Annotated in this window: 29 protein-coding genes; 12 read left to right on the plus strand and 17 right to left on the minus strand. The window is 67.6% G+C overall.

What is annotated here, in order from left to right; all coding sequences use genetic code 11:
• Positions 1-85: 85 nt before the first annotated feature.
• Entirely contained in the window at positions 86-229 is a 144-nt protein-coding gene (locus AC10QF_RS02920; RefSeq protein WP_019660816.1) for a hypothetical protein, read from the plus strand.
• A gap of 7 nt (positions 230-236) precedes the next feature.
• On the opposite strand, the gene AC10QF_RS02925 is transcribed toward AC10QF_RS02920, so the two are convergent.
• Entirely contained in the window at positions 237-803 is a 567-nt protein-coding gene (locus tag AC10QF_RS02925; RefSeq protein WP_155030205.1) for a GIY-YIG nuclease family protein, read from the minus strand.
• Between the two features lie 129 nt (positions 804-932).
• Between AC10QF_RS02925 and AC10QF_RS02930 the strand changes: the two genes are divergently transcribed.
• Positions 933-1,715, plus strand: coding sequence for a D-alanyl-D-alanine carboxypeptidase family protein (locus tag AC10QF_RS02930; RefSeq protein ID WP_171952701.1), 783 nt, complete (start codon positions 933-935; stop codon positions 1,713-1,715).
• Between the two features lie 13 nt (positions 1,716-1,728).
• Here the strand turns inward: AC10QF_RS02930 and AC10QF_RS02935 are convergent, their stop codons facing one another.
• Positions 1,729-2,322, minus strand: coding sequence for a TetR/AcrR family transcriptional regulator (locus AC10QF_RS02935; RefSeq protein WP_021203264.1), 594 nt, complete (start codon positions 2,320-2,322; stop codon positions 1,729-1,731).
• Between the two features lie 16 nt (positions 2,323-2,338).
• Positions 2,339-2,935 (minus strand): NAD(P)H-dependent oxidoreductase, encoded by a 597-nt coding sequence (locus AC10QF_RS02940; RefSeq protein ID WP_019660820.1) that lies wholly within the window; start codon positions 2,933-2,935, stop codon positions 2,339-2,341.
• A gap of 125 nt (positions 2,936-3,060) precedes the next feature.
• Here AC10QF_RS02940 and AC10QF_RS02945 point away from each other — a divergent pair, with 125 nt between their 5' ends.
• Positions 3,061-3,594 carry a hypothetical protein gene (locus tag AC10QF_RS02945; RefSeq protein ID WP_049407907.1) on the plus strand — a complete coding sequence of 178 codons (534 nt, stop codon included), beginning with the start codon at positions 3,061-3,063 and terminating at the stop codon, positions 3,592-3,594.
• A 57-nt stretch (positions 3,595-3,651) separates the two neighbouring features.
• Here AC10QF_RS02945 and AC10QF_RS02950 read toward each other — a convergent pair whose 3' ends face one another.
• Positions 3,652-4,479 (minus strand): isocitrate lyase/PEP mutase family protein, encoded by an 828-nt coding sequence (locus tag AC10QF_RS02950; RefSeq protein ID WP_227852516.1) that lies wholly within the window; start codon positions 4,477-4,479, stop codon positions 3,652-3,654.
• Between the two features lie 164 nt (positions 4,480-4,643).
• Here AC10QF_RS02950 and AC10QF_RS02955 point away from each other — a divergent pair, with 164 nt between their 5' ends.
• From AC10QF_RS02955 to accC, 4 genes are all read left to right on the plus strand, one after another.
• Complete coding sequence (locus AC10QF_RS02955; protein WP_494541714.1) at positions 4,644-5,372, plus strand: DOPA 4,5-dioxygenase family protein; 729 nt, start codon at positions 4,644-4,646, stop codon at positions 5,370-5,372.
• A gap of 360 nt (positions 5,373-5,732) precedes the next feature.
• Entirely contained in the window at positions 5,733-6,176 is a 444-nt protein-coding gene (gene aroQ / locus AC10QF_RS02960; protein WP_494541715.1) for a type II 3-dehydroquinate dehydratase, read from the plus strand.
• A 59-nt stretch (positions 6,177-6,235) separates the two neighbouring features.
• Positions 6,236-6,715 (plus strand): acetyl-CoA carboxylase biotin carboxyl carrier protein, encoded by a 480-nt coding sequence (gene accB / locus AC10QF_RS02965; RefSeq protein ID WP_019660824.1) that lies wholly within the window; start codon positions 6,236-6,238, stop codon positions 6,713-6,715.
• 10 nt (positions 6,716-6,725) lie between these two features.
• Positions 6,726-8,093: an acetyl-CoA carboxylase biotin carboxylase subunit gene (gene accC / locus AC10QF_RS02970; protein ID WP_005419697.1), complete on the plus strand. Its 1,368-nt coding sequence runs from the start codon at positions 6,726-6,728 to the stop codon at positions 8,091-8,093.
• 133 nt (positions 8,094-8,226) lie between these two features.
• Here the strand turns inward: accC and AC10QF_RS02975 are convergent, their stop codons facing one another.
• Together AC10QF_RS02975 and AC10QF_RS02980 are read right to left on the minus strand one after the other, a co-directional pair.
• Positions 8,227-8,601, minus strand: coding sequence for a hypothetical protein (locus AC10QF_RS02975; RefSeq protein ID WP_005419699.1), 375 nt, complete (start codon positions 8,599-8,601; stop codon positions 8,227-8,229).
• Positions 8,598-9,563, minus strand: coding sequence for a hypothetical protein (locus AC10QF_RS02980; protein WP_065178827.1), 966 nt, complete (start codon positions 9,561-9,563; stop codon positions 8,598-8,600). Before AC10QF_RS02980 ends, AC10QF_RS02975 begins: the two co-directional genes overlap by 4 nt.
• Before the next feature lie 164 nt (positions 9,564-9,727).
• Here AC10QF_RS02980 and prmA point away from each other — a divergent pair, with 164 nt between their 5' ends.
• The 3 genes from prmA (at position 9,728) to fis (ending at position 11,849) form a co-directional block, all read left to right on the plus strand.
• The gene (prmA, locus tag AC10QF_RS02985; RefSeq protein ID WP_494541817.1) at positions 9,728-10,648 is read left to right on the plus strand and encodes a 50S ribosomal protein L11 methyltransferase; all 921 of its coding nucleotides are present in this window, start codon (positions 9,728-9,730) and stop codon (positions 10,646-10,648) included.
• 42 nt (positions 10,649-10,690) lie between these two features.
• Positions 10,691-11,458 (plus strand): DUF3426 domain-containing protein, encoded by a 768-nt coding sequence (locus AC10QF_RS02990; RefSeq protein ID WP_494541716.1) that lies wholly within the window; start codon positions 10,691-10,693, stop codon positions 11,456-11,458.
• 115 nt (positions 11,459-11,573) lie between these two features.
• Positions 11,574-11,849, plus strand: a complete 276-nt coding sequence (gene fis, locus AC10QF_RS02995) for a DNA-binding transcriptional regulator Fis (protein WP_005419706.1) — start codon at positions 11,574-11,576, stop codon at positions 11,847-11,849.
• A gap of 95 nt (positions 11,850-11,944) precedes the next feature.
• On the opposite strand, the gene AC10QF_RS03000 is transcribed toward fis, so the two are convergent.
• The 6 genes from AC10QF_RS03000 to AC10QF_RS03025 are packed head-to-tail and all read right to left on the minus strand — an operon-like array spanning position 11,945 to position 17,745.
• Entirely contained in the window at positions 11,945-12,940 is a 996-nt protein-coding gene (locus AC10QF_RS03000) for a phosphatidate cytidylyltransferase (protein ID WP_447901786.1), read from the minus strand.
• Positions 12,937-13,566 carry a lysophospholipid acyltransferase family protein gene (locus AC10QF_RS03005; protein ID WP_005419712.1) on the minus strand — a complete coding sequence of 210 codons (630 nt, stop codon included), beginning with the start codon at positions 13,564-13,566 and terminating at the stop codon, positions 12,937-12,939. The genes AC10QF_RS03000 and AC10QF_RS03005 overlap by 4 nt, the downstream gene beginning before the upstream one ends.
• Positions 13,567-13,579: 13 nt before the next feature.
• Positions 13,580-14,017: a hypothetical protein gene (locus tag AC10QF_RS03010; RefSeq protein ID WP_111178164.1), complete on the minus strand. Its 438-nt coding sequence runs from the start codon at positions 14,015-14,017 to the stop codon at positions 13,580-13,582.
• Entirely contained in the window at positions 14,014-15,342 is a 1,329-nt protein-coding gene (locus AC10QF_RS03015; protein WP_494541717.1) for a phosphatase PAP2/dual specificity phosphatase family protein, read from the minus strand. Before AC10QF_RS03015 ends, AC10QF_RS03010 begins: the two co-directional genes overlap by 4 nt.
• Complete coding sequence (locus tag AC10QF_RS03020) at positions 15,342-17,093, minus strand: bifunctional alpha/beta hydrolase/class I SAM-dependent methyltransferase (protein ID WP_138952289.1); 1,752 nt, start codon at positions 17,091-17,093, stop codon at positions 15,342-15,344. The genes AC10QF_RS03015 and AC10QF_RS03020 overlap by 1 nt, the downstream gene beginning before the upstream one ends.
• A 34-nt stretch (positions 17,094-17,127) precedes the next feature.
• The gene (locus tag AC10QF_RS03025) at positions 17,128-17,745 is read right to left on the minus strand and encodes a CDP-alcohol phosphatidyltransferase family protein (protein WP_099485488.1); all 618 of its coding nucleotides are present in this window, start codon (positions 17,743-17,745) and stop codon (positions 17,128-17,130) included.
• A 208-nt stretch (positions 17,746-17,953) separates the two neighbouring features.
• Between AC10QF_RS03025 and purH the strand changes: the two genes are divergently transcribed.
• A complete protein-coding gene (gene purH, locus AC10QF_RS03030; RefSeq protein ID WP_494541718.1) occupies positions 17,954-19,537 on the plus strand; it encodes a bifunctional phosphoribosylaminoimidazolecarboxamide formyltransferase/IMP cyclohydrolase in 1,584 nt (527 codons plus the stop codon).
• A gap of 61 nt (positions 19,538-19,598) precedes the next feature.
• Positions 19,599-20,882 carry a phosphoribosylamine--glycine ligase gene (purD, locus tag AC10QF_RS03035; RefSeq protein ID WP_494541719.1) on the plus strand — a complete coding sequence of 428 codons (1,284 nt, stop codon included), beginning with the start codon at positions 19,599-19,601 and terminating at the stop codon, positions 20,880-20,882.
• 135 nt (positions 20,883-21,017) lie between these two features.
• Here the strand turns inward: purD and rpoH are convergent, their stop codons facing one another.
• The 5 genes from rpoH to ftsE form a co-directional block, all read right to left on the minus strand.
• Positions 21,018-21,893, minus strand: a complete 876-nt coding sequence (rpoH, locus tag AC10QF_RS03040; RefSeq protein WP_005411269.1) for an RNA polymerase sigma factor RpoH — start codon at positions 21,891-21,893, stop codon at positions 21,018-21,020.
• 278 nt (positions 21,894-22,171) lie between these two features.
• Positions 22,172-22,885 (minus strand): uracil-DNA glycosylase, encoded by a 714-nt coding sequence (ung, locus tag AC10QF_RS03045; protein ID WP_005419723.1) that lies wholly within the window; start codon positions 22,883-22,885, stop codon positions 22,172-22,174.
• A complete protein-coding gene (locus tag AC10QF_RS03050) occupies positions 22,882-23,724 on the minus strand; it encodes a response regulator (protein WP_005414663.1) in 843 nt (280 codons plus the stop codon). The genes ung and AC10QF_RS03050 overlap by 4 nt, the downstream gene beginning before the upstream one ends.
• Before the next feature lie 7 nt (positions 23,725-23,731).
• Positions 23,732-24,679, minus strand: a complete 948-nt coding sequence (gene ftsX / locus AC10QF_RS03055; protein WP_049441097.1) for a permease-like cell division protein FtsX — start codon at positions 24,677-24,679, stop codon at positions 23,732-23,734.
• 3 nt (positions 24,680-24,682) lie between these two features.
• The gene (ftsE, locus tag AC10QF_RS03060) at positions 24,683-25,369 is read right to left on the minus strand and encodes a cell division ATP-binding protein FtsE (RefSeq protein ID WP_005419728.1); all 687 of its coding nucleotides are present in this window, start codon (positions 25,367-25,369) and stop codon (positions 24,683-24,685) included.
• Positions 25,370-25,455: the final 86 nt, after the last annotated feature.

The following is a 25,455-nucleotide window of genomic DNA, read 5'->3' on the forward strand; positions in this document are numbered from 1 at the left end:
CTCTCACGTCACGCTTGCGGAAATGTCGCTTCTTGCCGCTTCATGCTGCCCGTATCGTGCAATCCACTCAAGTGGAGGCGCGCTCATGAACATCTTCGGCGGTTTGTTGTTCCTGCACGGCCACGTGGCCAGCGCCGAGCTGGCACGCCAGCTGGCCGGCCCGTCCACACCGGCTCCGCCGCGCGCGCCGCAACCGGCCACGCCGGTTCAGCGGCCGCGAACCCGTTGAACGCTCTTCAACCTGCATACCAGCGTTGGACGTGTTCAGGCAGCCACGGCATTGGATCGATATCCAATGCCCGACAACCGTCGAGGGTGTCCCGCAGCACACCCTCGCCGGGGCCGCCCGGCATCCGCAGGCCTTCCTCTTCCGGAAGCTGCACCGCCGCCCAGTCGTGCAGCCGGTCCATGCGCACGCGCAGCGCAGCCCGCAGCCATGCCTTCAGCGGGAAACAGCGATAGCCCTGTTCGCCCAACGCATCAACCGCGAGCAACAACGCCTGGTTGGCACCACGTACCCACTCGGTGTGGCCTCCGGCCTTGTCCTGGACCGTCATCGGCGCCGGTGCGCGGTGCGCCTTGAACGGCGAACGCAGCTGCAGCTCCAGATCCCGCGCATCGCGCTCGCTTTCCGCTTCCACCAGTGCACCGGCGTCGAGGTCGAAGAGCTCGAACCAGCGCCGGTGCAATGCGCTGATGCGTCCGAGCGGATCACGTGAAAAGCCGATCTTCGCGTAGTCTTCCCACGCACAGGGGAAGACATAGGCAAAGACACGACCGTCGATGCGGATATCCGATTGCATGTGCGCAGGCTGCCTCGTCAACAGCCCGGGCGCAACCGGGCGTTACCGTGTGCACTGCGGCGCTTGGGCAGTGCGGCTTCATGCCGCTGCGGACTATCCTTGCTGGCTGTCGCTGTCATCACCGCCGCCATGCCCTCTGCTGCACCTGCCCCCCTACCGGCCTCGTCCATCACTCTGGAAGCGGCCACCTTTGCGGTGATTCACCAGTACAACGCGGACATCGCCAGGCAACCGGCTTCGCTGACCAAGCTGATGACCGCCTATGCGGCTTACGAATGTGTGGAAGAGCGCGGGCGTTCGTGGGACGACGAAGTCCCCATCGCCGTCGACGACGTGCATGCGGTCGCCGACGATGAAACGCGCATGGGCCTGGTGCCCGGCGAGACAATTTCCCTGGCGCGCCTGCTGGAAGGGTTGATGGTGGTTTCCGGCAATGACGCTGCATTGGCGATCGCGCGCCACCTGGACGGATCGCAGGCGGCATTCCTGGAACGCATGAACCGGCACGCACGCCAGCTCGGGCTGGGCAGCACCTGTTTTGCCAGCGTGTCGGGCATCACCACACCGCACCATGCCTCCAGCGCGCGCGACATGGCCGTACTCGCCGCCTGCCTGCTGAATGACCATCCGCAGATCCTGGCGATCACCGCGCAGCGCGCGTTCGCCCATGGCAGCTTCAACCGCAACAACCAGAACGCCCTGCTCGGCGAAGACGGCGTGGACGGCTTGAAGACCGGCTACACCCAGGCCGCAGGCTTCTGCCTGGCCGCCACCGCGTGCCGGCCAGTACCCGGGCGGGACCAGCCGGTACGGCTGATCACCGTGGTGCTGGGCTCTGCAAGCCGCGACGCGCGCGACGCGCTGGTGCGCGACCGGCTGGCCGCGGGATTCGCCGCTCTGGCCGGCGGCTGACCGCTCGTGCGGCTCAGCGCCGCTTGACCGTCGCCACGATCAGCCGCTGCAGCTCGGCCACGGCACCGGCCTTGTCCAACGCGCCGGCAACAACACCCTCTGAAAGGGCTTCAGCCGCACCGAGGATGGCCCAGCGCCCCGCCAGCGACACCGTGCCGCCGGTTGCGAACGGGCCCAGCCAGACCTGGCAGTTGTCGATGAAATCCTGCTGGTAGCGCCGTCGCACCTCATACAGTTCCGGCGCCCCCACCAGCGCGGCGAGGATGCCTTGCACTTCGCTGCCCTGGCTGAGGACGCAGTCGATGTAGCCGGAGGCGATGGCCGCCGCCCGATCGACCAGTTGCGCCCGGGCGCGGCCGATGCGCTCGTGGAAGACCACGGTCTGGCGTCCGTCATAGTCATCGTAGAGCGCCGCCAGCAAGCCATTGCGGGTCACGAAGTGATCGTAGGCCACAGGCTTGGTCACGCCCGCCGCCTCGGCCAGCCGCCCCAGCGTCAACGCTCCGGTACCTTCTCCGCGAACCAGTGCCCAGGCCACATCCAGCAACTGGCGGGTGCGTTGCTCCCGGGTCATTCGGCGGCGCGTGGGGGTGGCGTTGGCGGGCATCGGCGGAGCACGGCGATCAGCGCATCGGAACACCGATTTTACGGCCGATCGCCAGCGCGGTCTGCAGATGCGCTTCAGCGGCACCGGTATCGGCGTCCAACAGCAGGTCGGACGACAGCACGCGTGCGCCGCAATAGTCGAAGATGCCCATGTCGATCTGCGTCCTCATTGCCGCGTCGTAGCCACGACGTTCGACCATGGCTGCGTCGGCGCCGCCCAGCGCCACCAGATGCACATTCAGGCGCTGCAGCTTCTTCACCAGCCTGCCCTGCGCGTCCTGCGCGTAGGCCCAGTCGTTGGTGAACACACGGTCGATCCAGCCTTTCAGCAGCGCCGGGAACGACCACCAGTACAACGGGAACACCAGCACCAGCGTATCGGTGGCATCCAGCCTCGCGTGCTCGGCAGCGACATCGGCGGGTACCGCGCCGGTGCTGCGGAACAACGCCTGGTCCTGCGGGTTGAAGCGCGGATCGAAGCCTTCGGCCATCAGGTCGGCATAGGCCACGGTGTTGCCGGTGTCGGCCGCGGCAATGGCATCACCGATGCGACGCGCCATCGCGTGGGTCAGTGAACCGGGCTCAGGGTGGGCGATGACAATGAGGCTGTGCATGGGGATCTCCAGACATCAATACCTACCAATGGTAAGTATCGATTCCGGGGAAACCAGCGCCACCGATGGGACGCTGTTTTCGCGTCCAACGTATAGTGCGGCGGTTCCCGCTGAGCTGCCCGACGATGCACCGGTATCTGCTTGCCCTTCTGCTGGCCCTGCCGATGGCAATGGACGTTACGCCCGCGCTGGCCGGTGAACTCAGTCCGGAAGACTCGGCCGCATTGCGCAAGGAGGTGCAGGCGATGATGGGCGCCTTCGCCCGTGGCGATACCGAGCTGATCATCGCGCGTACCCATCCCAGCCTGAAGCAGCTGGCCGGTGGCGACGAGGCCTATGCGCGGGCGACCCGCGACACGGTGAAGGCGCTGCGCAAGGCCGGCGTCACCATCATCAGCGACGAGGCAGGCGTGCCGGGCCGCACCTATGCGGCCGGTGACGAGGAAGTCTGCTTCGTACCGCGCCAGTCACTGCTGCGCGTGCGCGAAGCGCCGATGCGCAGCACGTCATTCATGGTTGCTGTGCGACGCGTCGGTACAACGCAATGGCGCTATCTGGACGGCGCGGCGATGCTGGACAACCCGGCACTGCTGCGGCAACTGCTGCCGGCACTGGAGCCGGGCGTGACGCTGCCCAGGGGTGGGATGGAAGCGCTGTAGTCGCAGGCGCGCGTCCATCCACGCCCGGGCTGGATCCATTGCAGGCCTGGGTGTGTGTCAGCGGAACAGCGCGTTCAACGCCGCGCCCGAAGCCGCCTGCTGCAGGCCATCGAAGCGTCCGTCCTGCACGATCGGCTGGGTCGCCTGCATCAACCCACCCCACGCAGCTCGCGCCAGCGCACCGCCCAGGCTGACCCGTCGCACGCCGAGTGCGGCGATGTCCTGCAGGCTCAGCGGTGTCGGTCCACCCACCAGCAGGTTCACCGGCTTCGCCCCCGCAGCGGCAACCACCGCGCTGATCTGTGCGCGCGTGCTGATGCCCGGTGCATACAGCACATCGGCGCCGGCCTCGGCATAGGCGCGCAGGCGCTGCAGGGTGTCCTCCAGATCCGGCACGCCAACGAAGAAATTCTCGGCCCGCGCGACCAGCAGCACATCGCCCCCCGCGCGGTCGATGGCCGCACGTGCTGCACACAGTCGCTCGACCGCCTGCCCGATCGGCCGCAGCGGCGCATCGGCCACGCCGCTGGCGTCCTCGATCGACAGCGCCGCGATACCGGTGTCGATGGCCGCCGCCACCGCCTCGCCCACTGCCTGTGGCGTGGCGCCGAAGCCATCACCGAAATCGGCGTTCAACGGCAGCGGTGTCGCGGCCGCCATCAGCCGCAGATGTTCCAGTGTGGCCTGCAGCGAAACCGCCCCATCCGGTCGCCCTTCACTCCAGGCGCAGCCGGCACTGGTCGTGGCCAGTGCCTGGAAGCCCTGCCGCTGCAGGTAGCGGGCGCTGCCCACGTCCCACGGATTGGGCAGCACGAAACAACCGCGCGCATGCAGCTGGCGGAAACGCGCGCGCTTGCGCTGGGTGTCGGCATCAAGCGAGGTCATGGCGGGTTCCCGGGCGGCGGACCTGCACCCTAGCCCGCCCCGCGGCGGCACTCAATCACGGCGTGGGCCAACGTGCATGAGGTGATGCCGGCTGCTTATTGGACACCACCGTGCACGCTGCCCGAGCGTGCTTGCCTGCCACACAGTGCCCCACGGAGCCCCAGATGCACCCGGACCCGCAGACCCTGATCGATGCCGGCGACGATGACACCCACTGGGCCGACCTGCTCTCGCCCGCACGCCGACGCCTGATCGCTTCGGCGGGTCTGGCCGCTGGCGGCCTGGCCAGTGCCTCGACCGCCGCCGCAGCACCGCGCGGCAACGACGCGGTGAACACCACCGAGCCTGGCCGCCCCGGCTTCCGGGCCATCGTGCCGCCAGCACCGGAAGGCCGCAGCCCCTGGGGCCAGGCCACGGCCAGCGAGCCTACCCCGCGCCCGGCCAGCGTGCGTCCCGGCGAGGCCACGCTTCCGACGCGCCCGCGCGCCTACACCGACATCAAGAGCTACCACGCTCACGTCTACTTCGATGAGGACAGCTTCGAAAAGGCCGCGCTGCTACGGCGCTGGGCCGCCGAGCGATTCCCGGTGGAGCTGGGCAACTGGAACCTTGAGCCGCGTGGGCCGCATGTCACGCCCTCGTTCTATTTCGGCTTCACCAACGACCTGCTCCCCGTGCTGGTGCCCTGGCTGCAGCTCAACAGCCTGGGCCTGACCATCCTGATCCATCCCAACACCGGGGACGGCCGCGCCGATCATCTGTATTACGCGTTGTGGGTGAACCGCGCGCAGCCGGTCAATGCCTACAACTGGCCGGCGCCGAAGCCCGGGCAGCCGGAACCGCTGGAAGAGGTGTTCCCGAACGTGGTGCCGACGGTGCCGCTGGAGACCTGACCCGCCTTTCCGGTGGGTGCGTAGCTTGCTGCGCAACCGGGGCCTGCCCTTCGGTGCGTACGTAGCTTGCTGCATATGGAACTTCCTTCATCCACGCATGGCGTGGATCTACTGACCGCCGGCCCCGTCGCCCGCGCTTGGCGCGGATCGACCGGCGTGGCCCTTGCCGCCATCGTCGGCCTACGTGCATCCATCCCCCGCCCGCAAGGCATTCAGCGCGCCTTGATCCGCCGCCCCGCATAGGGCCGCAAGCGCTTCCGCAGATTTCAAACGGTCGATTGAAACGCTGCAAACTTCGCCGAACTGGACAGCATCCGCCGGTTCCGCCAGACTGCCGCCCTTTCCCGTCTTCCGGATCCCATGGCGAAGCTGCTGGTCCTGCACGGCCCCAACCTCAACCTGCTCGGCACCCGCGAGCCGGAGGTCTACGGCCACACCACGCTGGCCGACATCGACCGGGCCCTGGTTGCCCAGGCCTCGGCCGCCGGGCACGCCGTAGAGAGCCTGCAGTCCAACGCCGAGCATGTGCTGGTCGACCGCGTGCAGGCTGCGCGCAACGACGGAACCGCTTTCATCCTGATCAACCCCGCCGCCTTCACCCACACCTCGGTGGCCCTGCGCGATGCGCTGGCGGCGGTGGCGGTGCCGTTCATCGAAATCCACCTGTCCAACCCGCATACCCGCGAACCCTTCCGCCAGCACAGCTTCTTCAGCGACAAGGCGGTGGGCGTGGTGTGTGGCTTCGGTGCCGACAGCTACCGCTACGCGATGGACGCGGCGCTGCTGCGCGTATCCGCCACCTGATTGTCGACCCGGGCGCCCACGGCGCTCTCCTCACCTAGATAGAAACCAAAGAGGCCCTCATGGATCTGCGCAAAATCAAGAAGCTGATCGACCTGCTGGAAGAGTCGAACCTGGCTGAAATCGAAATCAAGGAAGGCGAAGAGTCGGTGCGCCTGTCGCGCGCTCCGGTCGCTGGTTATGCCGCACCGGTCGCTGCTCCGGTGTACGCCGCCCCGGCGGCGCCGGCGGCGCAGGCGATGCCGATGCAGTCGCCGACCGAAGCCTCCACCGGCGGCACCGCCAAGCCGGGCCCGGCGCTGCCGGAAGGCCACGTGCTGCGCTCGCCGATGGTCGGCACCTTCTATGCCTCGTCCGCCCCGGACAAGCCGGCCTTCGTCACCGTGGGCCAGCAGGTCAAGGAAGGCGAAACCCTGGCCATCATCGAAGCGATGAAGATGTTCAACCCGATCGAAGCCGACACGTCCGGCACCATCGTCGCCATCCTCGGCGAGAACGGCCAGCCGGTGGAGTTCGACCAGCCGCTGTTCGTGATCGGCTGAGGGGCGCGCCATGCTCGACAAAGTCGTCATCGCCAACCGAGGGGAGATCGCGCTGCGCATCCTGCGCGCGTGCCACACCCTCGGCATCCGCACGGTGGCCGTGCACTCCACGGTCGACCGCAACCTCAAGCACGTCGCCATGGCCGACGAGTCGGTCTGCATCGGTCCGGCGCCGTCGCCGCAGAGCTACCTCAACATCCCGGCACTGATCGCCGCTGCTGAAGTCACCGACGCCCAGGCCATCCACCCCGGCTACGGCTTCCTGTCGGAGAACGCCGACTTCGCCGAGCGCGTGGAAGAGTCGGGCTTCATCTTCATCGGCCCCAAGGCTGACACCATCCGCATGATGGGTGACAAGGTCGAAGCCATCCGCGCGATGAAGGCCGCCGGCGTGCCGTGCGTGCCCGGTTCGGGCGGCCCGCTGGGCGATGACATCGTCGCCAACACCAAGATCGCCCGTGAGATCGGTTATCCGGTCATCATCAAGGCGGCCGGCGGTGGCGGTGGCCGTGGCATGCGCGTCGTGCACGCCGAAGCCTCGCTGAAGACCTCGATCGAAACCACCAAGAGCGAGGCCAAGGCCGCGTTCGGCAATGGCGAGGTCTACATGGAGAAGTTCCTGGAGAACCCGCGCCACGTGGAGATCCAGGTGCTGGCCGACGGACAGGGCAACGCCATCCACCTCGGCGAACGCGATTGCTCGATGCAGCGCCGCCACCAGAAGGTGGTGGAAGAAGCACCGGCACCGGGCATCACCGCCGAACAGCGCGAGCAGATCGGCAAGGTGTGCACCGAAGCCTGCATCCGCATCGGATACCGCGGCGCGGGCACGTTCGAGTTCCTGTACGAGGACGGCCGCTTCTACTTCATCGAAATGAACACCCGCATCCAGGTGGAACATCCGGTCACCGAAATGGTCACCGGCATCGACCTGGTGGCCGAGCAGCTGAAGATCGCCGCTGGCCAGAAGCTGTCGATCAAGCAGAGCGACGTGGTACTGACCGGCCATGCAATCGAGTGCCGCATCAACGCCGAAGATGCTGAGACCTTCGTGCCGAGCCCGGGCACCATCACCGGCTTCCATCCGCCGGGCGGCCCCGGCGTGCGCGTGGATACCCACATCTACAGTGGCTATCGCGTGCCGTCCAACTACGACTCGATGATCGGCAAGCTGATCGTGCACGGCCCGGACCGCGAAACCGCCATCGCCCGCATGCGGGTGGCGCTGAGCGAGATGGTGGTCGATGGCATCAAGACCAACATCGCCCTGCAGCAGCGGATCATGCGCGACAAGGGCTTCCAGGCCGGTGGACAGAACATCCACTACCTGGAAAAGCGCCTTGCCGAGCGCAAGAACAAGCCGATCGCGCTGACCTGATCGTCACCCGATGCTGGACATGGAAAGGGCGGGGATATCCCCGCCCTTTTCTGTTTTCCTTCCGGCAGCGCCGAGCCGTTCCCGGCTTGCGGGCGAGTGCAGCCGAGCATGGCTCGGCTCTACTGATGCGGCCTCAGCGCGCGTCCGCCGCGGTCGCCGGAATCTGCGAATTGGCCAGCGGCCGCACGCCATTGGGCGAGGTCGGATCGACGATCACCATGGTCTCGGTCGAGCCATCCGGCCACACTACCTGGAAAGTGCTGCCAGCCGGCAGTGAAGCGAACGGCATGCCCGTCTGCGCGCGATAGACCGCAGCGACCTGGCTGGCGCCGGCGCGGCGCACGTCTTCCTGCGCCTTCACCGTGGTCAGTTCCACCTTCGACAGATGCCGGTACCGATCCTCGTAGGTATCGATCATCAGCAGGCCGACCGCACCGGCAGAGTAGGCCACGAACAGCGCCACCCAGAACCAGAACTTGGCCCCATGCAGGAATCGACGGTAATTCATCGCCCGTCCCTCTTTCCAATCAATCGCTTGATCCATTCCTTCATTTTCCCAGCACCTTGCCGCGATACCGCAGCGTCATACACGAAATCCCGGAAATCCTGCGCTCCATCCTGCGAACAGATCCCTCCGTTCGCACAAAAACTGTTGACCAGCACGCTGTCCGCTCCACACGGTAGACCGAGTTCGCAGGCCGCAAGCCGCCATGCAAGCTCACTGAGCTGTTCGCCCGCCACCAGGCCGTCGAGTGCGCTGTCACCAGCGGCACGCACGCCCATGCCCGGCGCGATCGCCATATAGGCCTCCGGGTCACGCGAAGTGCGCACGCGCTCGACCAGGTCGCGGCGGTACTCGGCACTGTCATGCAACGGCTCACCCTCGGCGAACAACGATGCTTCTGCGGCCAGGTTGCCCTGCGCGGCCGCCTTGCGGCGTTCGGCCAGCACCAGCGCAGCGCCCAGCTTGTCGCCCGGAACGAAGCCGCCACACCGCTGCGCCACGCGCTCGCGGGCCTCGATCATCGCCGGCGCCGCGGTCAGGCCCAACCCGCTCAACACGTTGTTGTCCAAGCGGTAGCCACCCGGATCGAGTGCGTACTGCGCGCAATAGTCGTACACGCGGCTGAGCATCCAGCGCGCTTCATGGTTACCTGTATCGGCCTGCACGCGCAGTCGCTGGGCGTAGGCGTACAGATCGCTGGCGTCTTCGATGTCGGCGCGGAGGTCCAGCGGCAGGCCCGACGGCAGCGTGTTGCCGCGCTCGACGGTGGCCAGCCGGCGCGCCAGGGCTTCCGGCACCACCGGCAACGCCGCTCCGCTGTCGCGGCTGGCCACGACGGTCGGCAGGTCCGGCGACGGTGATGCCACGCCCGCCGCATGGCCGCTGGCCCGGTACCCGGCCACGCCCAGCACGGCCACCGCCGGCAGCACGAGCAACCAGGTTTTCAGGGTCGGGGCGAAGGCCATCGGCGGCGGTGAGCGTTCACGGCGCACAGGAAAGTGACGAGTTTAGCAAGGCCCGGCAGGCCTGTCTGAACTGCCCCCGTTCATCTCAAGGTGGCATCTCACGCGATACGGAGACGCTCCGATGGTCTAGCATGGCCCCCTTTCCCGTGATTACCCCCACCGCCATGCCGTTCCTGGAACTGACCCTGCGCTGCACCGAAGCCACCCAGCCCCGCTATGAAAGTGCGCTGGAGGACGTCGGCGCACTGGCTGTGACCCTGCTCGATGCCGAAGCCGACACCAGCAACGAACAGGCCATCCTCGAACCCGGCGTGGGTGAAACGCCGCTGTGGGACACCCTGGTGCTGAGCGCACTGTTCCCCGCCGACAGCAATGCGCTTTTGCTGCTGGCCGCGCTGGAATCGTTCGATCCGGAACTGGACTGGAGCAACGGCAGCTTCCGCGCCGTCGAGGATGAAGACTGGGAGCGCGCCTGGCTGGACCAGTTCCAGCCGATGGATTTCGGCAGCCGTACTTGGATCGTGCCGTGGAACCATGAACTGCCGGACGCCGCGCAGGCCGCCGATGCCGCCGTGGTGCGGCTGGACCCGGGCCTGGCCTTCGGCTCGGGCACCCACCCGACCACCGCCCTGTGCCTGCGCTGGCTGGACCAGCTGGCCGTGGACGGCCAGTTGCAGGGCCAGCGCGTGCTCGACTTCGGCTGCGGCTCGGGCATCCTCGCCCTGGCCGCGCTGAAGCTGGGTGCCGCCGAAGCGGTCGGCGTGGACAACGATCCACAGGCGCTGGTCGCCACCGCCGACAATGCCGAGCGCAACGGCGAGCAGGCGCGCATGCACGTGTACCTGCCGCAGGACGAACCTGTCGCCACCTACCCGATCGTGGTCGCCAACATCCTTGCCTCGGCACTGGACGCGTTGGCCGAGCTGCTGGCCGCGCGCGTCGCTGCCGGCGGCCGCATCGCCCTGTCCGGCATCCTGCAGGGCCAGGAAGGCGAACTGCTGCAGCGCTACGCCGCGTGGTTCGACGACCTGCAGGCGACCCAGGATGGCGACTGGATGCGCATCACCGGCATACGCCGCGCCTGATCGTGATTGAATGACCGCTGGATCCGAGCCCGCACCCTGAGCATGTCCGAGCCGAACCCGCCGCGCCGCCCGTTGGCCACCTTCCTGCGCCCCGCGTCGGAAGGCGAGGCTGCACCTGCGACCGATTCACGCACGCCCGACCCGGCGATGGATGACATCCCGCCAGCCCAAGCCCGCGCCCCCCTCGAAGCGGCGCTGCCACCGATGGCGGAAACGCGACAGTGCGATGACATCGTCAACCCCGACGAAGCGGCCGTGATCGAACCCGTCCTTGCCGCTCCGGCCCCGCAGGCCGTGGCCGGAGATGCACCCAGTTTCCTGGGCACCTCGCGGCCAAGCGCACTGCCGACGCCACGCTGGCACTGGGGGCTGGTCGCCGGACTGGCACTGCTGCTGGTCCTGCAGAGCGTTCTGGCCGATCGTGCGCGACTGGCCGCCGACGCCGGCAACCGCGCCTGGCTGGGCGCACTGTGCGGCGTATTGCGCTGCAGCCTGCCGGCCTGGCATGAACCCACCGCGTTCACCATGACCAGCCGCGAGATCCGCCCCCTGCCGGGCCAGGCCGGCGTACTGCAGGTGCAGGCCAGCATCCGCAACGATGCGCGCTGGGCACAGGCCTGGCCGGATCTGCGCCTGTCGCTGTCCGATGCCGATGGCCGGGTGATCGGCAGCGGCGTGTTCGCACCGGCGCAGTACCTCGGCGAGAACCCCGGCGCGGCCGTGCTGGAACCTGGCCAGAGTGCACGCATTGCGTTCCGCGTGCAGGAACCCGCCGCATCCACCGTCGCATTCACCTTCGACTTCCTCTGAGCAGGATAGAGGCGACCAGCCGTGGCAGGTCGGGCACGCTCGCGCTAGACTGGCCGCCACCACCTCGTCCGGCCGCGCGCTCCGCGCGCACGGGCCAACCGAATCGGGAACCCCCTTGAACGCTGTCCTCTCTCGTCCTGACAACAGTCGTGGCGCTCCCCGGCCACCGCTGCGTGAACACGTCGCCCAGTCCGTGCGCCGCTACCTGCGTGATCTTGATGGCTGCGACGCGGACGATGTCTACGAGATCGTGCTGCGCGAGATGGAAATCCCGCTGTTCGTGGAAGTGCTCAACCACTGCGAAGGCAACCAGAGCCGCGCCGCGGCGATGCTGGGCATCCACCGCGCCACCCTGCGCAAGAAGCTGAAGGAATACGGCATCAGCGCGTAAGCGCGCGTGGGTCGTGCCGGCCGCTGGCCGGCAACCCCATGAACGATGGCAGGACCGGTAGATCCACGCCATGCGTGGATCGAAGCCCGGCAGAATCAGCCGCCTCCGCCCGCCTTCCAGTAGTACCTCACCACATGGAAGAACACGGGCGCGGCGAAGCACACCGAATCCAGCCGGTCGAGCATGCCGCCATGGCCCTCGATCATGTGGCCCCAGTCCTTGATGCCACGGTCGCGCTTGATCGCCGACATCACCAGGCCGCCCCAGAACCCCATCAGGTTGATCAGCAGCGACAGGCCGAACGCCTGCAGCGGCGTGAACGGGGTGATCCACCACAGCGCCGCTCCCAGCGCGCTGGCACTCAGCACGCCGCCCACGAAGCCCTCCACCGTCTTCGACGGCGATAGCTTCGGGGCGATCAGGTGCCGGCCCAGCAGCTTGCCCCAGATGTACTGCAGCACATCCGAGGACTGCACCACGATCACCAGGAAGGCAAACAGCAGCACGTTGCGCGCCGGATCATGCCCGGGCACATGCAGGTTGAGCAGCAGCGGCACATGCGAGATGCAGAACACGCAGATCATCAGCCCCCACTGCACCTTCGCGGTGCGCTCCAGGTAGTGCGTGGTGTCACCACCGATGGTCGACAGGATCGGCAGGAACAGGAATGCGTAGACCGGAATCAGCAGCGTGTACATGCCGTACCAGTCGATCCACACCAGGTAGTACTGCCACGGCAGCACGATGTAGAACGCGGCCAGCAGCGCGTAGTAGTCGCCCGAGCGGGTCGGTGCCAGAGTGATGAACTCGCGCAGCGCGAACAGCGAGATGATCGCAAACAGTACGATCACCCCCGCGCGACCGAAGAACAGCGCCAGCCCGACCACGATCGCCATCACCCACCAGGCGCGGATGCGCGACACCAGGTTGGCGATCACTGCACTGGGCTGCCCACGCTGCCGCCAGCGCAGGGTCTCGGCCACCAGCGTGGCCAGCACCAGCACCGCGCCGACGCCGGCAAACAGCAGGCCGGTCTGCTGACCCACGCTGCGCGCGGCCAGGTCACCGGACATGTCCATCAGATAGCTCATGCGCGCCCTCCATTCGGCGCCAGGTCCAGCAGCGCCTGCCGGCTGCGGGCCAGGAATGCGGCCTTGTCCTCGTCGGCCTGCAGCCGCAGCGGCGTGCCGAACGTAGCCGTGCACAGCAGCGGCAGCGGCAGGAACCGGCCCTTCGGCATCACCCGCTTCAGGTTGTCGATCCACACCGGCACGAACTCCAGCTCCGGCCGTTGCCGCGCCAGGTGGTAGATGCCGCTCTTGAACGGCAGCAGCGGCTCATCGCCCACATTGCGCGTGCCTTCCGGGAACAGGATCAGCGAGCACTCTTCGTCGACCGCATCGCGCAGCACCTGCAACGGGTCCTGCTGGCGATGCCCGGCCTCACGCTCTACCAGTACACCGTTGAACACCGCATCGATCAGGTAGCGGCGCAGGCCGTCGCGCTGCCAGTATTCGGCGGCGGCCACCGGGCGTACCTGTCGCCGCAGCGCGGGCGGCATCGACGACCAGATCAGCACGAAGTCGCCATGGCTGGCGTGGTTGCCGTAGTACACGCGGCGCTCGCTGGACGGCGCACAGCCGATCCACAGCGCACGGGCGCCCGTCACCACGTGGATCGCGCCACTGCAGGCGCGTGCAATCAGTTCGGCGAACATCGGTCCCTCCCGTTCACGTCTGCGGCCACACTACGGCCAGTACCAGTAGTGCGGCCTGCACTGCCGTCAGCAGGTACTGGCACAGCAGCAGCCGGCGCATGCCGGCCCAACGCACGTCCCAGCCGCGCAGCGGCGCATCGGCCGGTGTGCGGCGCAGGCCACTGTCCTGCAGCAACTGGTCGGTACGGCGTGCAGCGGCTTCGCCTTCCAGGCCTTCATCGCGCAACAGCTGCAGCAGGCTCGCGTCCAGCCCGACCCGCCATGCATGGTAGGCCTGCACGAGCCCAGCGCCCACACTGAGCAGCAACAGCCCGGCGGCGATCATCGCCAACCCCGCTTCGATGCCCAGCAGTAGCAGCGCCACCAGCAGCAGCCCCAGCGACAGCAGCGCGGGCCAGCGTCCCTGGCGCAGCAGCAGTTGCATGGTCGCCAGATCGGGAACGGCACTCATGCACGCGCTCCAGCCGCTGCGGTGATGGCTTGCAGATGCTCCGGGCCCAGCACGATGCCGGGGCGTGCCGCACGCACGATGGCGACCGCCGCGCCGACTTCCGCGGCACGGCCCGTGCGCAGCAGCCACGTCGCCACGCTGGCGGCACTGCGCGAATAGCCCAGTGCACAGCACACCAGTAACGGCCCCTGCGGCCGCAGACGCTCGATGGCCTCGGCGGCCTCGCGCAGCTGCTCCGGCGTGGGCACCACCAGGTCCAGCATCGGCACGCTGCGATACGCCGCACCCGGCGCGCAGCAGGACAGCTCGGCGCAGGCATCGACCACGCCCACCAAAGGTGCCGGCAATACCGTGCAGGGAATCCGGCCCAGCCACACGCCGTCCAGCACCGGCACCGGCTGCGGCGCACGCCGTGTCCACAGCCGCGAGTTGACCCAGGCGGCGCCCAGGTACGGTGCCAGCAGCCAGCGTGCCGCCATGGTCAGGCGACCATCGGCGCGCTTCTGGAACACCGCCGTGCCCAGCCCGGCATACGCCAGCGCCACCAGCATCAGCGACACCACCGGCCACAGCAGCCACAACGCCGTACCCCGCAGCAGGACCACCGGCACCAGCAGCACGGCGGCCGCCAGCAGGTACAGCGCAGCCAATCGCCACCGCTTGGCATGCCGCGCGATGCGCCAGGCCCGCAGCGGTGGCGTGCCCTGCTCCGGCCACAGCCACACGCACAGCCAGCCGGCCAGCAGCCCGGTCGGGACGTCGATGAAATGATGCTGGAACGTGGTCAATACCGAGACGCCGATCAGCAGCGCCCACACATGCAGTACCCAGCGCCAGGCACCGTGCAGGTACTGCGCGAACTTCACCCACAGCACGATCAGCAGCACGATGTGCAGCGATGGCGCCTGGTTGAACGGCTTGTCGAAACCCAGCAGCACATCGAACAGCCAACCGAACACGCCGCCGATCTCCGGCCGCTCGAAGCTGAAGCGCAGCGGCCACAGCAGGAAGCAGCTCACGGCGATCAGCTGTGCACTGAACAGCCGCAATGCGTGCCGGTCCAGTTCGAGGCGCTGCCGGCACAGGAAGAACGAGACCGCGTAGAACAGGTCGATCGACCAGTACGGCACGATCGTCCATGGCATGAACGGAATCTGCGTTTCCCAGCCGAACGCCATCACCGGCAGTTCGGCGTGGCGGCCGGCCATCCAGTTGGCGAAGCCGTAGCTGGCAAAGAAGAACGGGCCCAGCAGGGCCAGCCACAGCAGCGCGCGCCGCCAGGGGCGCCCCGCCGTGGCAAGCGGAGTTGCAGCCAGCGTCGCCATCACGCGGTCCGGCGTGCCAGCGACACAGTGAAGATGCCGAAGTCATCGATGCGCTGCGCCACTTTCTCGAACCCGGCCAGGCGCACCAGTTCATCCATTTCCTGCTGGGTGCGGCGGCGCATCACCCAAGCAGCGCCACCACGATGACTGGTCAGCGCGCGGGCGATGAACTCCAGCTGCGGGTGCCAGGGCTGGCCGGTGTAGGCCAGGTAGCCACCCATCGGCACCGTTGCGGCGATGCCCTGCAGCGAGCGCAGCACGGCGTCGTTGTCGGGGAACAGTTCGTACAGGCCCGATACCACCGCCAGCGTCGGCGCCGGGTCGACCTGCGCCAGCTGCACCGGATCGAACGCATCGCCCTGTTCGAAACGGGCGATGTCGGACGCACCGAGGCGCTCGATCAACGCCTGGCCCTGGGTCACGTTCAGACCGCTGAAGTCGCGCAGCACGATGCGCTCGGCGCGTTGCTCGCCCTGGCCCAGCGCTTCCAGTACATAACGGCCATGGCCAGCGGCCACGTCCAGCACGCGCACCGGCATGCCCTGCCCGCGCAGGCGTTGGGCGGCATCGCGCAGCAGTTCCTGCAGGTGCCGACCGCGAATGCGGATGCCGCGCCAGCCGATCGCATCCAGGTAGTTGCGGTCGACCAGGCGACCCAACGGGCCCTTGCCGCGTGCTTCGTCGCGATAGATGTAGTCCAGCGTGCTGCCCGAATCGAAACCGGTCTGCAGGCCCAGTGCAATGCCTTCGGACAGTCTGCCGCCAAAGCGCAGGCCACCGCGCACCACGCGCCAGCGAAGATCGGCCAGGCTGTTGCGCTCGGGCGGCCAGGCCAGGATTTCAGACTCTTCAAATGTCGGCCCATGGCGGTGCGCATCGCGGCGCGACAGCTCGCGCAACGGCTCGGCGAAACGCGCCTGGATGAAGCTGCGGATGCGCGCCAGTGCCGGTGCCCGATCACGCTCGCCCAGCGTGTCGTGGAAGAAGCCCGGCAGATGCACGCGCTCCTTGATCGGGCTGGACAGGCGCTCGTAGAAGCGGTCCTGCGGGCCACGGTGCACGACGAAGTCCGAGCCGGACACCAGCAACTGCACCGGCACGCTGATGGCCTGCGCATCGGCGACGATGCGATCGGCCGCCTCGTACAGGCCCAGCAGCACCCGCACCGAGATTGGCCGGGTGATCAGTGGATCGGTGCGGTAGCTTTCCACCCGCGCCGGATCGTGGGTCAGCCATTGCGGCTTGACGTAACTGTTGACGAAGAAGTTGCCGCGCAGCTTCTGCATCAAGGCCAGGCCCGGGCGTGCGAACGGCACGTACAGCTTCACCTTGAACGCCGGGGAGGCCATCACCAGCGCGCGCAGGCGTGGCGCGTAGTCGTGCACCCAGGTGGCGGCGACCACGGCACCCACGCTCTGCGCGATCACCACGATGTCTTCCACCGCGATGCCATGCTCGGCGCCGATGTGGGCGATGAAGCTGTCCAGGTCGCGCACCAGCGCCGGAAAGCCCGGTGCATCGCCACGCGCGCCCGGCGAACGGCCATTGCCGCGCGCATCCCAGGCGAAGAAGGCGGTGTCAGGCAGGTCCAGCTCATCGACCAGATGGGTAACACGCCCGGAGTGCTCGTGCCCGCGGTGCAGCAGCACGATAGCCCGGGTGGCCGGGGTGGCTGTGGTGCCCGCCCAGTACCGGTAGAACAGCGGTACCTGGTCGAAGCTGTGGAATTCCCGTTCCTGCGCCTGACGCATGCAATCTCCTGATTGTCTTTTTCTATCTGCTTGATTAATTGGGCGAAACTGCGGTTTCCCGCAGTCCGCGACGGACCCGGTTGATCATCGTCAGCACGCACAGCACCGCCATGGCCGCGGCCACCCCCGTGACCGTCATCGCGCCAACCCACTCAAACGCCAGCAGCAGGCCCAGCGCACCGATCACGAAGGCGCGGTCGCTTTTGCCCATCGGGCCGTCATAGCGGCGGCTGGCGCCGACCATCAGCCCCAGCACGCCGGCGTATTCGCTCAGCGCCGCGGTCCAGGCCAGCAGCCACAGCGCCTCCGGGCGCACGCCCGGCACGCTGAGCAGGCTCAGGTACAGCGCCGCATCGGCGATCACATCGCACAATTCGTTCAGATAGGCACCCAGCCGCGACTGCTGGCCGAATTCGCGGGCCAGCATGCCGTCCACCGCGTTGAGCGCCATGCGCAGCAGCATCCACAGCGGCAGCAGCAGGTACAGCCATGGCTGAGCCGGCGCGCAGCACCAGACGGCGCCGGCCACCAGCAGCGAAACCACGGCAGCGGCCACGGTCACCGCATTGGCGGTGATCCCCATGCGGTACAGGCCGCGTACGGCCGGACGCAGGAGGTCCTGAAAACGTCCTTTCAATGCATAGATCGACACGATCCGAACCCGCTGATCCTTGGCAGTTCCCGCACAGCCTACCCGATTGGGGCAGCGTGCCCCATCGAATTGATTGCGGACCGCCCCCGTCCAGACGGTGCTGAAGGCGGCCACAGGCCATCGGTGCGGGTTGATTGCCACCGCCAGCGCCCGCCACCGGCCGCCACCGCCTACAATATCGGCCCCGCTCCGCTGCCGATTCTGTCCCATGACTGCTGATCTGTTGCCCGTCCGCCGGGCCCTCCTCTCCGTTTCCGACAAGACCGGTCTGGTCGAGCTGGCCACTGCGCTGGCGGCACGCGGCGTGGAGCTGCTGTCCACCGGCGGCACCGCCAAGGCGATCCGCGAGGCGGGCCTGGCAGTGAAGGACGTGGCCGAGGTCACCGGTTTCCCGGAAATGATGGACGGCCGGGTCAAGACCCTGCACCCGATGGTGCACGGCGGCCTGCTGGGCCGCTCCGGCCTGGATGACGCGGTGATGGCCGAGCACGGCATCGGCGCCATCGACCTGCTGGTGCTGAACCTGTACCCGTTCGAATCGGCCACCGCCAAGGCCGACTGCACCCTGGCCGACGCGGTCGAGAACATCGACATCGGCGGCCCGGCCATGCTGCGTTCGGCGGCCAAGAACTTCGCCCGCGTGGCAGTGGCCACCGACCCGTCGCAGTACCCCGAGCTGCTGGCCTCGCTGGAGGCCAACAACGGCCAGCTGACGGCTGCCACCCGCTTCGCGTTCTCGGTGGCCGCGTTCAACCGCGTCGCCCAGTACGATGCGGCGATCAGCAACTACCTGTCGGCGGTCACCGCCACCGACGCCGCCGTGCCGGCCCGTGCCGAATACCCGGCGCAGATGAACTCCACCTTCGTGAAGGTGATGGACCTGCGCTACGGCGAGAACCCGCACCAGAGCGGCGCGTTCTACCGCGACCTGTACCCGGTGCCGGGCACGCTGGCCACCTTCCAGCAGCTGCAGGGCAAAGAGCTGAGCTACAACAACCTGGCCGATGCCGATGCGGCGTGGGAATGCGTGCGCCAGTTCGATGCGCCGGCCTGCGTCATCGTCAAGCACGCCAACCCGTGCGGCGTGGCCGTCGGCGCCGGCAACGGCGATGCCTACGAGCTGGCCTACGCCACCGACCCGACCAGCGCCTTCGGCGGCATCATCGCCTTCAACAAGCCGCTGGACACCGCCACCGCCAAGGTGATCCTGGACCGCCAGTTCGTGGAAGTGCTGATTGCCCCGGACTACGAGCCGGCCGCGCTGGAATACGCGCAGAAGAAGGCCAACGTACGCGTGCTGCGCATCCCGCATGGCGACGGCCTGAACAACTTCGACAGCAAGCGCGTCGGCTCGGGCCTGCTGCTGCAGTCGTCGGACAACCGCGGCATGACCCGCGACGAGCTGAAGGTGGTCAGCAAGCTGGCGCCGACCGACAAGCAGTTCAGCGACCTGCTGTTTGCCTGGAAGGTGGCCAAGTTCGTGAAGTCCAACGCGATCGTCTATGCCAAGGACAACCGCACCATCGGTGTCGGCGCCGGCCAGATGAGCCGCGTGTACTCGGCCCGCATCGCCGGCATCAAGGCCGCCGACGCGAACCTGGTGGTCGAGGGTTCGGTGATGGCCTCCGATGCGTTCTTCCCGTTCCGCGACGGCATCGATGCCGCCGCTGCCGCCGGCATCAAGGCGGTCATCCAGCCGGGCGGTTCGATGCGCGATGCCGAAGTGATCGCCGCCGCCGACGAACATGGCCTGGCCATGGTGTTCACCGGCGTGCGCCACTTCCGCCACTGATCCGCATCACCAAGCCGGGCCCTGCCCGGCTTTTCTTTTCCGTATCCGAGAACCCTGTCCCATGAAGATCCTCGTCATCGGCTCCGGCGGCCGCGAACACGCCCTGGCATGGAAGCTGGCCCAGTCCTCCCGTGTCACCGACGTGATCGTGGCGCCCGGCAACGCCGGTACCGCCAGCGAAGACAAGTGCCGCAACGTGGCGGTGAAGGTGACCGATATCGACGGCCTGCTGGCGCTGGCCCAGGCCGAAGGCGTGGCGTTGACCGTGGTCGGCCCGGAAGTACCGCTGGTGGCCGGCGTGGTCGACCGCTTCCGCGCCGCCGGCCTGCGCACCTTCGGGCCGACCGCCGCCGCCGCGCAGCTGGAAGGCAGCAAGGCCTACGCCAAGGACTTCCTGGCTCGCCACAACATCCCCACCGCGTTCTATGCCGTGCACACCGACGTGGACGCTGCCCTGGCCTACATCCGCGAGAAGGGTGCACCGATCGTGGTCAAGGCCGATGGCCTGGCCGCCGGCAAGGGCGTGATCGTCGCAATGACGTTGGCCGAGGCCGAAGACGCGGTGCGTGACATGCTCTCCGGCAACGCGTTCGGCGATGCCGGCGCCCGCGTAGTGATCGAGGAATTCCTCGATGGCGAGGAAGCCAGCTTCATTTCGATGGTGGACGGCGTGCATGCGCTGCCGATGGCCACCTCGCAAGACCACAAGCGCGTCGGCGACGGCGACACCGGCCCCAACACGGGTGGCATGGGCGCGTACTCGCCGGCGCCGGTAGTGACGCCGGAGGTGCATGCACGCGTGATGCGCGAAGTGGTGAACCCGACCGTGCAGGGCATGATCGCCGACGGCATCCCGTTCACCGGTTTCCTCTACGCCGGCCTGATGATCGATGCCAGCGGCGCGCCGAAGGTGATCGAATTCAACGTGCGCTTCGGCGATCCGGAAACCCAGCCGGTGATGCTGCGCCTGCAGTCCGATCTGGTCGAACTGGTCGAAGCGGCCATCGACGGCCGGCTGGACCAGGTGGAAGCGCATTGGGACCCGCGCCCGTCGCTGGGCGTAGTGATGGCCGCCCGGCCGTATCCGGAATCGCCGATCACCGGTGATGTGATTTCCGGCCTCGGCGACGTGCCGGCCAGCGCCAAGGTGTTCCATGCCGGTACGGCATTGGATGCGCAGGGCCAGGTGGTCAGTGCCGGTGGCCGCGTGCTGTGCGTGGCGGCACTGGGCGACAGCGTGCGTGATGCGCAGACGAAGGCCTATGCCGGCGTGGCCAAGGTGAGCTGGGCCAACGCGTTCCACCGCACCGACATCGGCTGGCGCGCGATCGCACGCGAAGAGTGACCGCCGTGCCGCAGCCACGCGTGGCGTGGCTCTACTGACACTGGGTAGATCCACGCCATGCGTGGATGAGAACGCCGCAAAAAACAAAAAGGCCCGGCAATGCCGGGCCTTTCTTCATTCCAACGCCATCCCGCCTTACGCGGTGAACAGCGCCTTCATCTTCTTCAGCGCGTTCGCCTCGACCTGGCGGATGCGCTCGGCCGACACGCCGTACTCGTCGGCCAGCTCCTGCAGCGTCACCTTGCTGTCGGCATCCAGCCAGCGACGACGGATGATGTCGCGCGAACGCGCATCCAGTTCGGCCAGGCCTTCGCGCAGCAGCTGCATCTGGTTGTCTTCGCTGTCCTCGCGCTCGTAGGCCATCGACGGGTCTTCGTCATCGGCAACCAGGAACGCAGCCGGCGACGGCGGGGCGTGCTCGTTGTCCTCGTCGGTCGGCGCATCGAAACCGATATCGCGACCGGACAGGCGCGACTCCATTTCCATGACCTCGCGCTCGGACACGTTCAGGTCCTTGGCCACCGCGCTGACTTCAGCCGCGTTCATCCAGCCCAGGCGCGTCTTCGACTTGCGCAGGTTGAAGAAGAGCTTGCGCTGCGCCTTGGTGGTGGCGACCTTCACGATGCGCCAGTTCTTCAGGATGAACTCGTGCATTTCGGCACGGATCCAGTGCACGGCGAAGGAGACCAGGCGCACGCCCATGTCCGGGTCGAAGCGCTTGACCGCCTTCATCAGGCCGATGTTGCCTTCCTGGATCAGGTCGCCCAGCGCGAGGCCGTAGCCGTTGTAGCCGCGGGCCACGTGCACCACGAAGCGCAGGTGCGAATGCACCAGCTCGCGGGCGGCGTCCAGATCGTTGCCGTCGCGGAAGCGACGGGCCAGGTCCTGTTCGTCATCGACCGACAGCACCGGGATCTGGTGCACGGCACCGATGTAGGCGTCCAGCGAACCGAGCGCACTGGGAATCGGGAGATTGTTTGCCACAAGGGCAGTAGAGGTGTTCTGGCTCATAGGCACCCATCTTAGCAGTCCGGGATTTGGACTGCTAAAGGAGGAAAAAGTTCCAGCATCCTATTGATGCAACACTGGTCCCAAACAGAGCCCTACCGTAGCGCGATTTGATGACAGTGGCGAGCATGCTTTTCGGGATTCACAATCCCTTGGAATTCAAGCAATTACCTGGCAGAAACCGGCCGATTTCAGTCAAGCGGAGCTGAACGGGCCGTTCTGCAGACCCATTCAGGCCCGGAGACGTTGCCCGGTGTTCAGGCCCAGCAGCCCGACGGTGCTCAGAGCGCCGAACGCGGCGGCAGCGACCAGTCGATCGGGGCCTGGCCGCGGCGCTGCAGGTACTCGTTGGCCATCGAGAAATGCCGGCAGCCGAGGAAGCCACGATGGGCCGACAGCGGCGACGGGTGCGGCGACTTCAGCACGCGATGGCGACGGGTGTCGATGACCTTGCCCTTCTGCTGCGCATAGGCGCCCCACAGCATGAACACCAGGCCTTCGCGTTCGCGGTTGAGCACGTCCACCACGTGATCGGTGAAGCCCTCCCAGCCACGCCCCTGGTGGGCACCAGCCTTGCCCTCTTCCACCGTCAGCACGGCATTGAGCAGCAGCACCCCACGTTGCGCCCACGGAATCAGGCAGCCGTGGTCCGGGCGCGGGATGCCGAGATCGCTCTCGATCTCCTTGTAGATGTTCAGCAGCGACGGCGGCACCGGCACGCCCGGCGGCACCGAGAAACTCAGGCCATGCGCCTGGCCGCGGCCGTGATACGGGTCCTGCCCGAGGATCACCACCTTCACCTGCTCGAACGGCGTGGCGTCGAACGCGGCGAAGATCTGCGGGCCGGGCGGGAACACCGCCGCGCCACTGGCCTTGCGCTGGCGCAGGAAGCTGGACAGCTCGCGCATCTGCGGCTGCAGCAGGTAATCGCCGACATGCTGCTTCCAGCTCGGTTCCAGCTGGATCGTCGGGGTGTCGGCTACTTCATCCATCATCGAATCAGGGGTCCATCGTTCAATCGGGCCAGGCGCAGCTGGAACAGCACCTTGGTGACCAGCAGCCGCTCTTCGATCGGCTTGAGCACCAGGTCATTGGCACCGGACTGCAGCAGCCCGGTCTGGTTGTGCGGGTTGCCGTCACCGGTCATCACCAGCACCGGCAGGCGGCGCTTGCCGTAACCAAAGTCCACGCGCACGCGCTGCACCACGTCGCGCCCGCTCAGTTCGCCCTTCAGGGTGACATCGGTCAGCACCAGGTCGATGCGGTGGCGGCTGCGGCCCAGCGACTCGGCAGTGAGCAGGGTGAATGCCTCTTCGGCGCTGACCACGTGCAGCACGTTCAACTGCTGCCGCTCGAGCATGCGCTTGGTGGCCTCGGCCACTACGCGGCTGTCCTCGATATAGAGGATGGTGGCGCCGGGGATGGTCTGCGGCTGCACATAGCCACGGATGAAGGTCGCCAGCGCTTCATGGCCCAGGGATTTGTCGAAATAGTCGGTGACGTACTCGGTGAAGCGGCGCTGCTCCAGGTGCTGCTGGGCGTCGCCGGAAACCACGATCACCGGCACATAGGCCTGTCCGGCCGCTTCGCGGACCATGCGCGCCAGCGCCAGGCCGTCGCCGTCACGCAGGGTCAGCGAGGTCGTCACCAGGTCCACCGGGCCCTGCGCCAGCGCCTGCTGCGCGTCTTCGATGCTGTCGCAGCCAATCACCTCCACGCCCGGCAGGTCGCGCTGCAGGACGTCGGCGATCAGCTTGCGGACCAGCTTCGAGCCATCGACCACCATCACCCGCGTCGCGGGCCCTTCAAGGTGCTTCAGCGCTTGCGGTTGCATGCCGGTCTCAGGTGTCGGTCGGGCGGGTCTGGCGGAGGAAGTGGCCGGTTACCAGCCAGGCGCCCAGCCAGCCCAGCAGCAGCGTGCCGACCAGGACCAGGCCGCCGTGCAGCAGGTCCAGGCCATGCAGCACGAACGGGCTGCCGTAGCTGCGCGAGAGTTCGGCCAGCGGCACGCGCAGGGCGGCACCGGCGGCGCCGATCAGGGCCAGCGCTACCGCGCCGGCGCCCAGCCCGTACCACGCGCCCAGGTACAGGAACGGGCGGCGGATGAAGCCATCGCTCGCGCCGAGCAGCTGCAGCACGCCGATCTCTTCGCGACGGGCCTGGATGTCAAGGCGCACCGTGTTGCCGACCACCAGCGCGGCGCCCACGCCGAGCAGCACCGACAGCACCTGCACCAGACGTGCACCGAACGCCAGCCAGGCGTCCAGGCGCTGGCGCCACAGCGCATCGTGCTGCACCAGATCGGCCTCGGGCAGGCTTTCCAGCGCGCGTGCCAGACGTGCGTCGTCCTTGCCCTGGCCCGGGGTGATCACCAGCAGCGAGGGCAACGGATTGTCGTTGAGCGCATCGATCGCCTCACCGAGGCCGGCATCGCGCAGTTCCTGCAGGCCCTGCTCGGGTGTGCGCACATTCACTCCGGCCACATCATCGCGGTCGCGCAGCTGGCCGGCCAGGCGAAGCGCACCGGGACCATCGACGTTGCTCTTCAGGAACACGTTGATGTCGCGCGACTGCTGCACGCTGCCGGCGAACTGCTTGAGGTTGTCCAGCGCGATCGACAGCCCCAGCGGCAACGCCAGGGCCAGCGCCATGACCATCACGGTCAGCAGGGTCGCCCACGGCTTGCGGCAGGCGCGGCCCAGGCTGAACACCACGCTGTGCACGTGGTGCTGGAACCAGACGCCCACGCGCGACGGGGCGGCGGCTTCGCTGTTTTCGTTCTTCGCCATCGGTTACTCCGCCAGGTCCTGCGGCGAGATGTCATCCACCAGCCGGCCGTGGTCGAGGATCAATACGCGCTTGCGCATGCGGCGCAGCAGCGGCAGGTCGTGGCTGACCACCAGCACGCTGGTACCGCGCGAGGGCAGCTCGGCGAACAGGGCCATGATCTCCGCTGCCAGGGTCGGGTCGAGATTGCCGGTCGGCTCATCGGCCACCAGCAGCTTGGGCTCGCCGACGATGGCGCGGGCGATGCCGACGCGCTGCTGCTCGCCGGCCGACAACTGCGAGGGCAGTGCTTTCTCACGATGGCCCAGGCCCATGCGCTCGAGCACTGAACGCACGCGCTTGTTGATGTCGCCCCGGCGGGTACCACGCAGGATCAGCGGCAGCGCCACGTTCTCGGCAATCGAGCGATCCATCAGCAGGCGGTGGTCCTGGTAGACCGCCCCCACCGCGCGTCGGTGGCGCGGCACGTCGCCGCCGCGCACCTTCAGCAGGTTGCGCTCGTCGAACACCACCGCGCCGCGGCTGGGCCGCTCGTCGAGGTGGATCAACTTGAGCAGCGTACTTTTACCCGCACCGGAATGGCCGGTGACGAACAGCATCTCGCCCGGCGCGACCTCGAAGCTGACATCGGTCAGCGCCTCGTGGCCACCGGCGTACTGTTTGCTGACATTGTCGAAGCGCAGGACACTCATGCCCCGATTATGCAGGACCGGCGCGACGGCGTGGAGATGGTGGGTGCCACCGGCCCCGCCTGGTGGGTGCCGACCGTTGGTCGGCA

This window comes from Stenotrophomonas maltophilia complex sp. Om-AH-Sm3, from assembly GCF_059337855.1.

Excerpts from the sequence above, each read along its gene's own strand:
- AC10QF_RS02980 (WP_065178827.1), bottom strand. The coding sequence starts at position 9,563 with ATGGCCTTCGCCCCGACCCTGAAAACCTGGTTGCTCGTGCTGCCGGCG.
- AC10QF_RS03000 (WP_447901786.1), bottom strand. The coding sequence starts at position 12,940 with ATGAGCTATCTGATGGACATGTCCGGTGACCTGGCCGCGCGCAGCGTG.
- purH (WP_494541718.1), top strand. The coding sequence starts at position 17,954 with ATGACTGCTGATCTGTTGCCCGTCCGCCGGGCCCTCCTCTCCGTTTCC.
- AC10QF_RS03020 (WP_138952289.1), bottom strand. The coding sequence starts at position 17,093 with ATGCGTCAGGCGCAGGAACGGGAATTCCACAGCTTCGACCAGGTACCG.
- rpoH (WP_005411269.1), bottom strand. The coding sequence starts at position 21,893 with ATGAGCCAGAACACCTCTACTGCCCTTGTGGCAAACAATCTCCCGATT.
- AC10QF_RS03015 (WP_494541717.1), bottom strand. The coding sequence starts at position 15,342 with ATGGCGACGCTGGCTGCAACTCCGCTTGCCACGGCGGGGCGCCCCTGG.
- AC10QF_RS02955 (WP_494541714.1), top strand. The coding sequence starts at position 4,644 with ATGCACCCGGACCCGCAGACCCTGATCGATGCCGGCGACGATGACACC.
- AC10QF_RS02920 (WP_019660816.1), top strand. The coding sequence starts at position 86 with ATGAACATCTTCGGCGGTTTGTTGTTCCTGCACGGCCACGTGGCCAGC.
- accC (WP_005419697.1), top strand. The coding sequence starts at position 6,726 with ATGCTCGACAAAGTCGTCATCGCCAACCGAGGGGAGATCGCGCTGCGC.
- AC10QF_RS02935 (WP_021203264.1), bottom strand. The coding sequence starts at position 2,322 with ATGCCCGCCAACGCCACCCCCACGCGCCGCCGAATGACCCGGGAGCAA.
- AC10QF_RS02930 (WP_171952701.1), top strand. The coding sequence starts at position 933 with ATGCCCTCTGCTGCACCTGCCCCCCTACCGGCCTCGTCCATCACTCTG.
- AC10QF_RS02940 (WP_019660820.1), bottom strand. The coding sequence starts at position 2,935 with ATGCACAGCCTCATTGTCATCGCCCACCCTGAGCCCGGTTCACTGACC.
- AC10QF_RS03010 (WP_111178164.1), bottom strand. The coding sequence starts at position 14,017 with ATGAGTGCCGTTCCCGATCTGGCGACCATGCAACTGCTGCTGCGCCAG.
- ftsX (WP_049441097.1), bottom strand. The coding sequence starts at position 24,679 with ATGGCGAAGAACGAAAACAGCGAAGCCGCCGCCCCGTCGCGCGTGGGC.
- AC10QF_RS03005 (WP_005419712.1), bottom strand. The coding sequence starts at position 13,566 with ATGTTCGCCGAACTGATTGCACGCGCCTGCAGTGGCGCGATCCACGTG.
- AC10QF_RS02945 (WP_049407907.1), top strand. The coding sequence starts at position 3,061 with ATGCACCGGTATCTGCTTGCCCTTCTGCTGGCCCTGCCGATGGCAATG.
- ftsE (WP_005419728.1), bottom strand. The coding sequence starts at position 25,369 with ATGAGTGTCCTGCGCTTCGACAATGTCAGCAAACAGTACGCCGGTGGC.
- accB (WP_019660824.1), top strand. The coding sequence starts at position 6,236 with ATGGATCTGCGCAAAATCAAGAAGCTGATCGACCTGCTGGAAGAGTCG.
- AC10QF_RS03050 (WP_005414663.1), bottom strand. The coding sequence starts at position 23,724 with ATGCAACCGCAAGCGCTGAAGCACCTTGAAGGGCCCGCGACGCGGGTG.
- AC10QF_RS02950 (WP_227852516.1), bottom strand. The coding sequence starts at position 4,479 with ATGACCTCGCTTGATGCCGACACCCAGCGCAAGCGCGCGCGTTTCCGC.
- ung (WP_005419723.1), bottom strand. The coding sequence starts at position 22,885 with ATGATGGATGAAGTAGCCGACACCCCGACGATCCAGCTGGAACCGAGC.
- prmA (WP_494541817.1), top strand. The coding sequence starts at position 9,728 with ATGCCGTTCCTGGAACTGACCCTGCGCTGCACCGAAGCCACCCAGCCC.
- purD (WP_494541719.1), top strand. The coding sequence starts at position 19,599 with ATGAAGATCCTCGTCATCGGCTCCGGCGGCCGCGAACACGCCCTGGCA.
- aroQ (WP_494541715.1), top strand. The coding sequence starts at position 5,733 with ATGGCGAAGCTGCTGGTCCTGCACGGCCCCAACCTCAACCTGCTCGGC.
- AC10QF_RS02975 (WP_005419699.1), bottom strand. The coding sequence starts at position 8,601 with ATGAATTACCGTCGATTCCTGCATGGGGCCAAGTTCTGGTTCTGGGTG.
- AC10QF_RS02925 (WP_155030205.1), bottom strand. The coding sequence starts at position 803 with ATGCAATCGGATATCCGCATCGACGGTCGTGTCTTTGCCTATGTCTTC.
- AC10QF_RS02990 (WP_494541716.1), top strand. The coding sequence starts at position 10,691 with ATGTCCGAGCCGAACCCGCCGCGCCGCCCGTTGGCCACCTTCCTGCGC.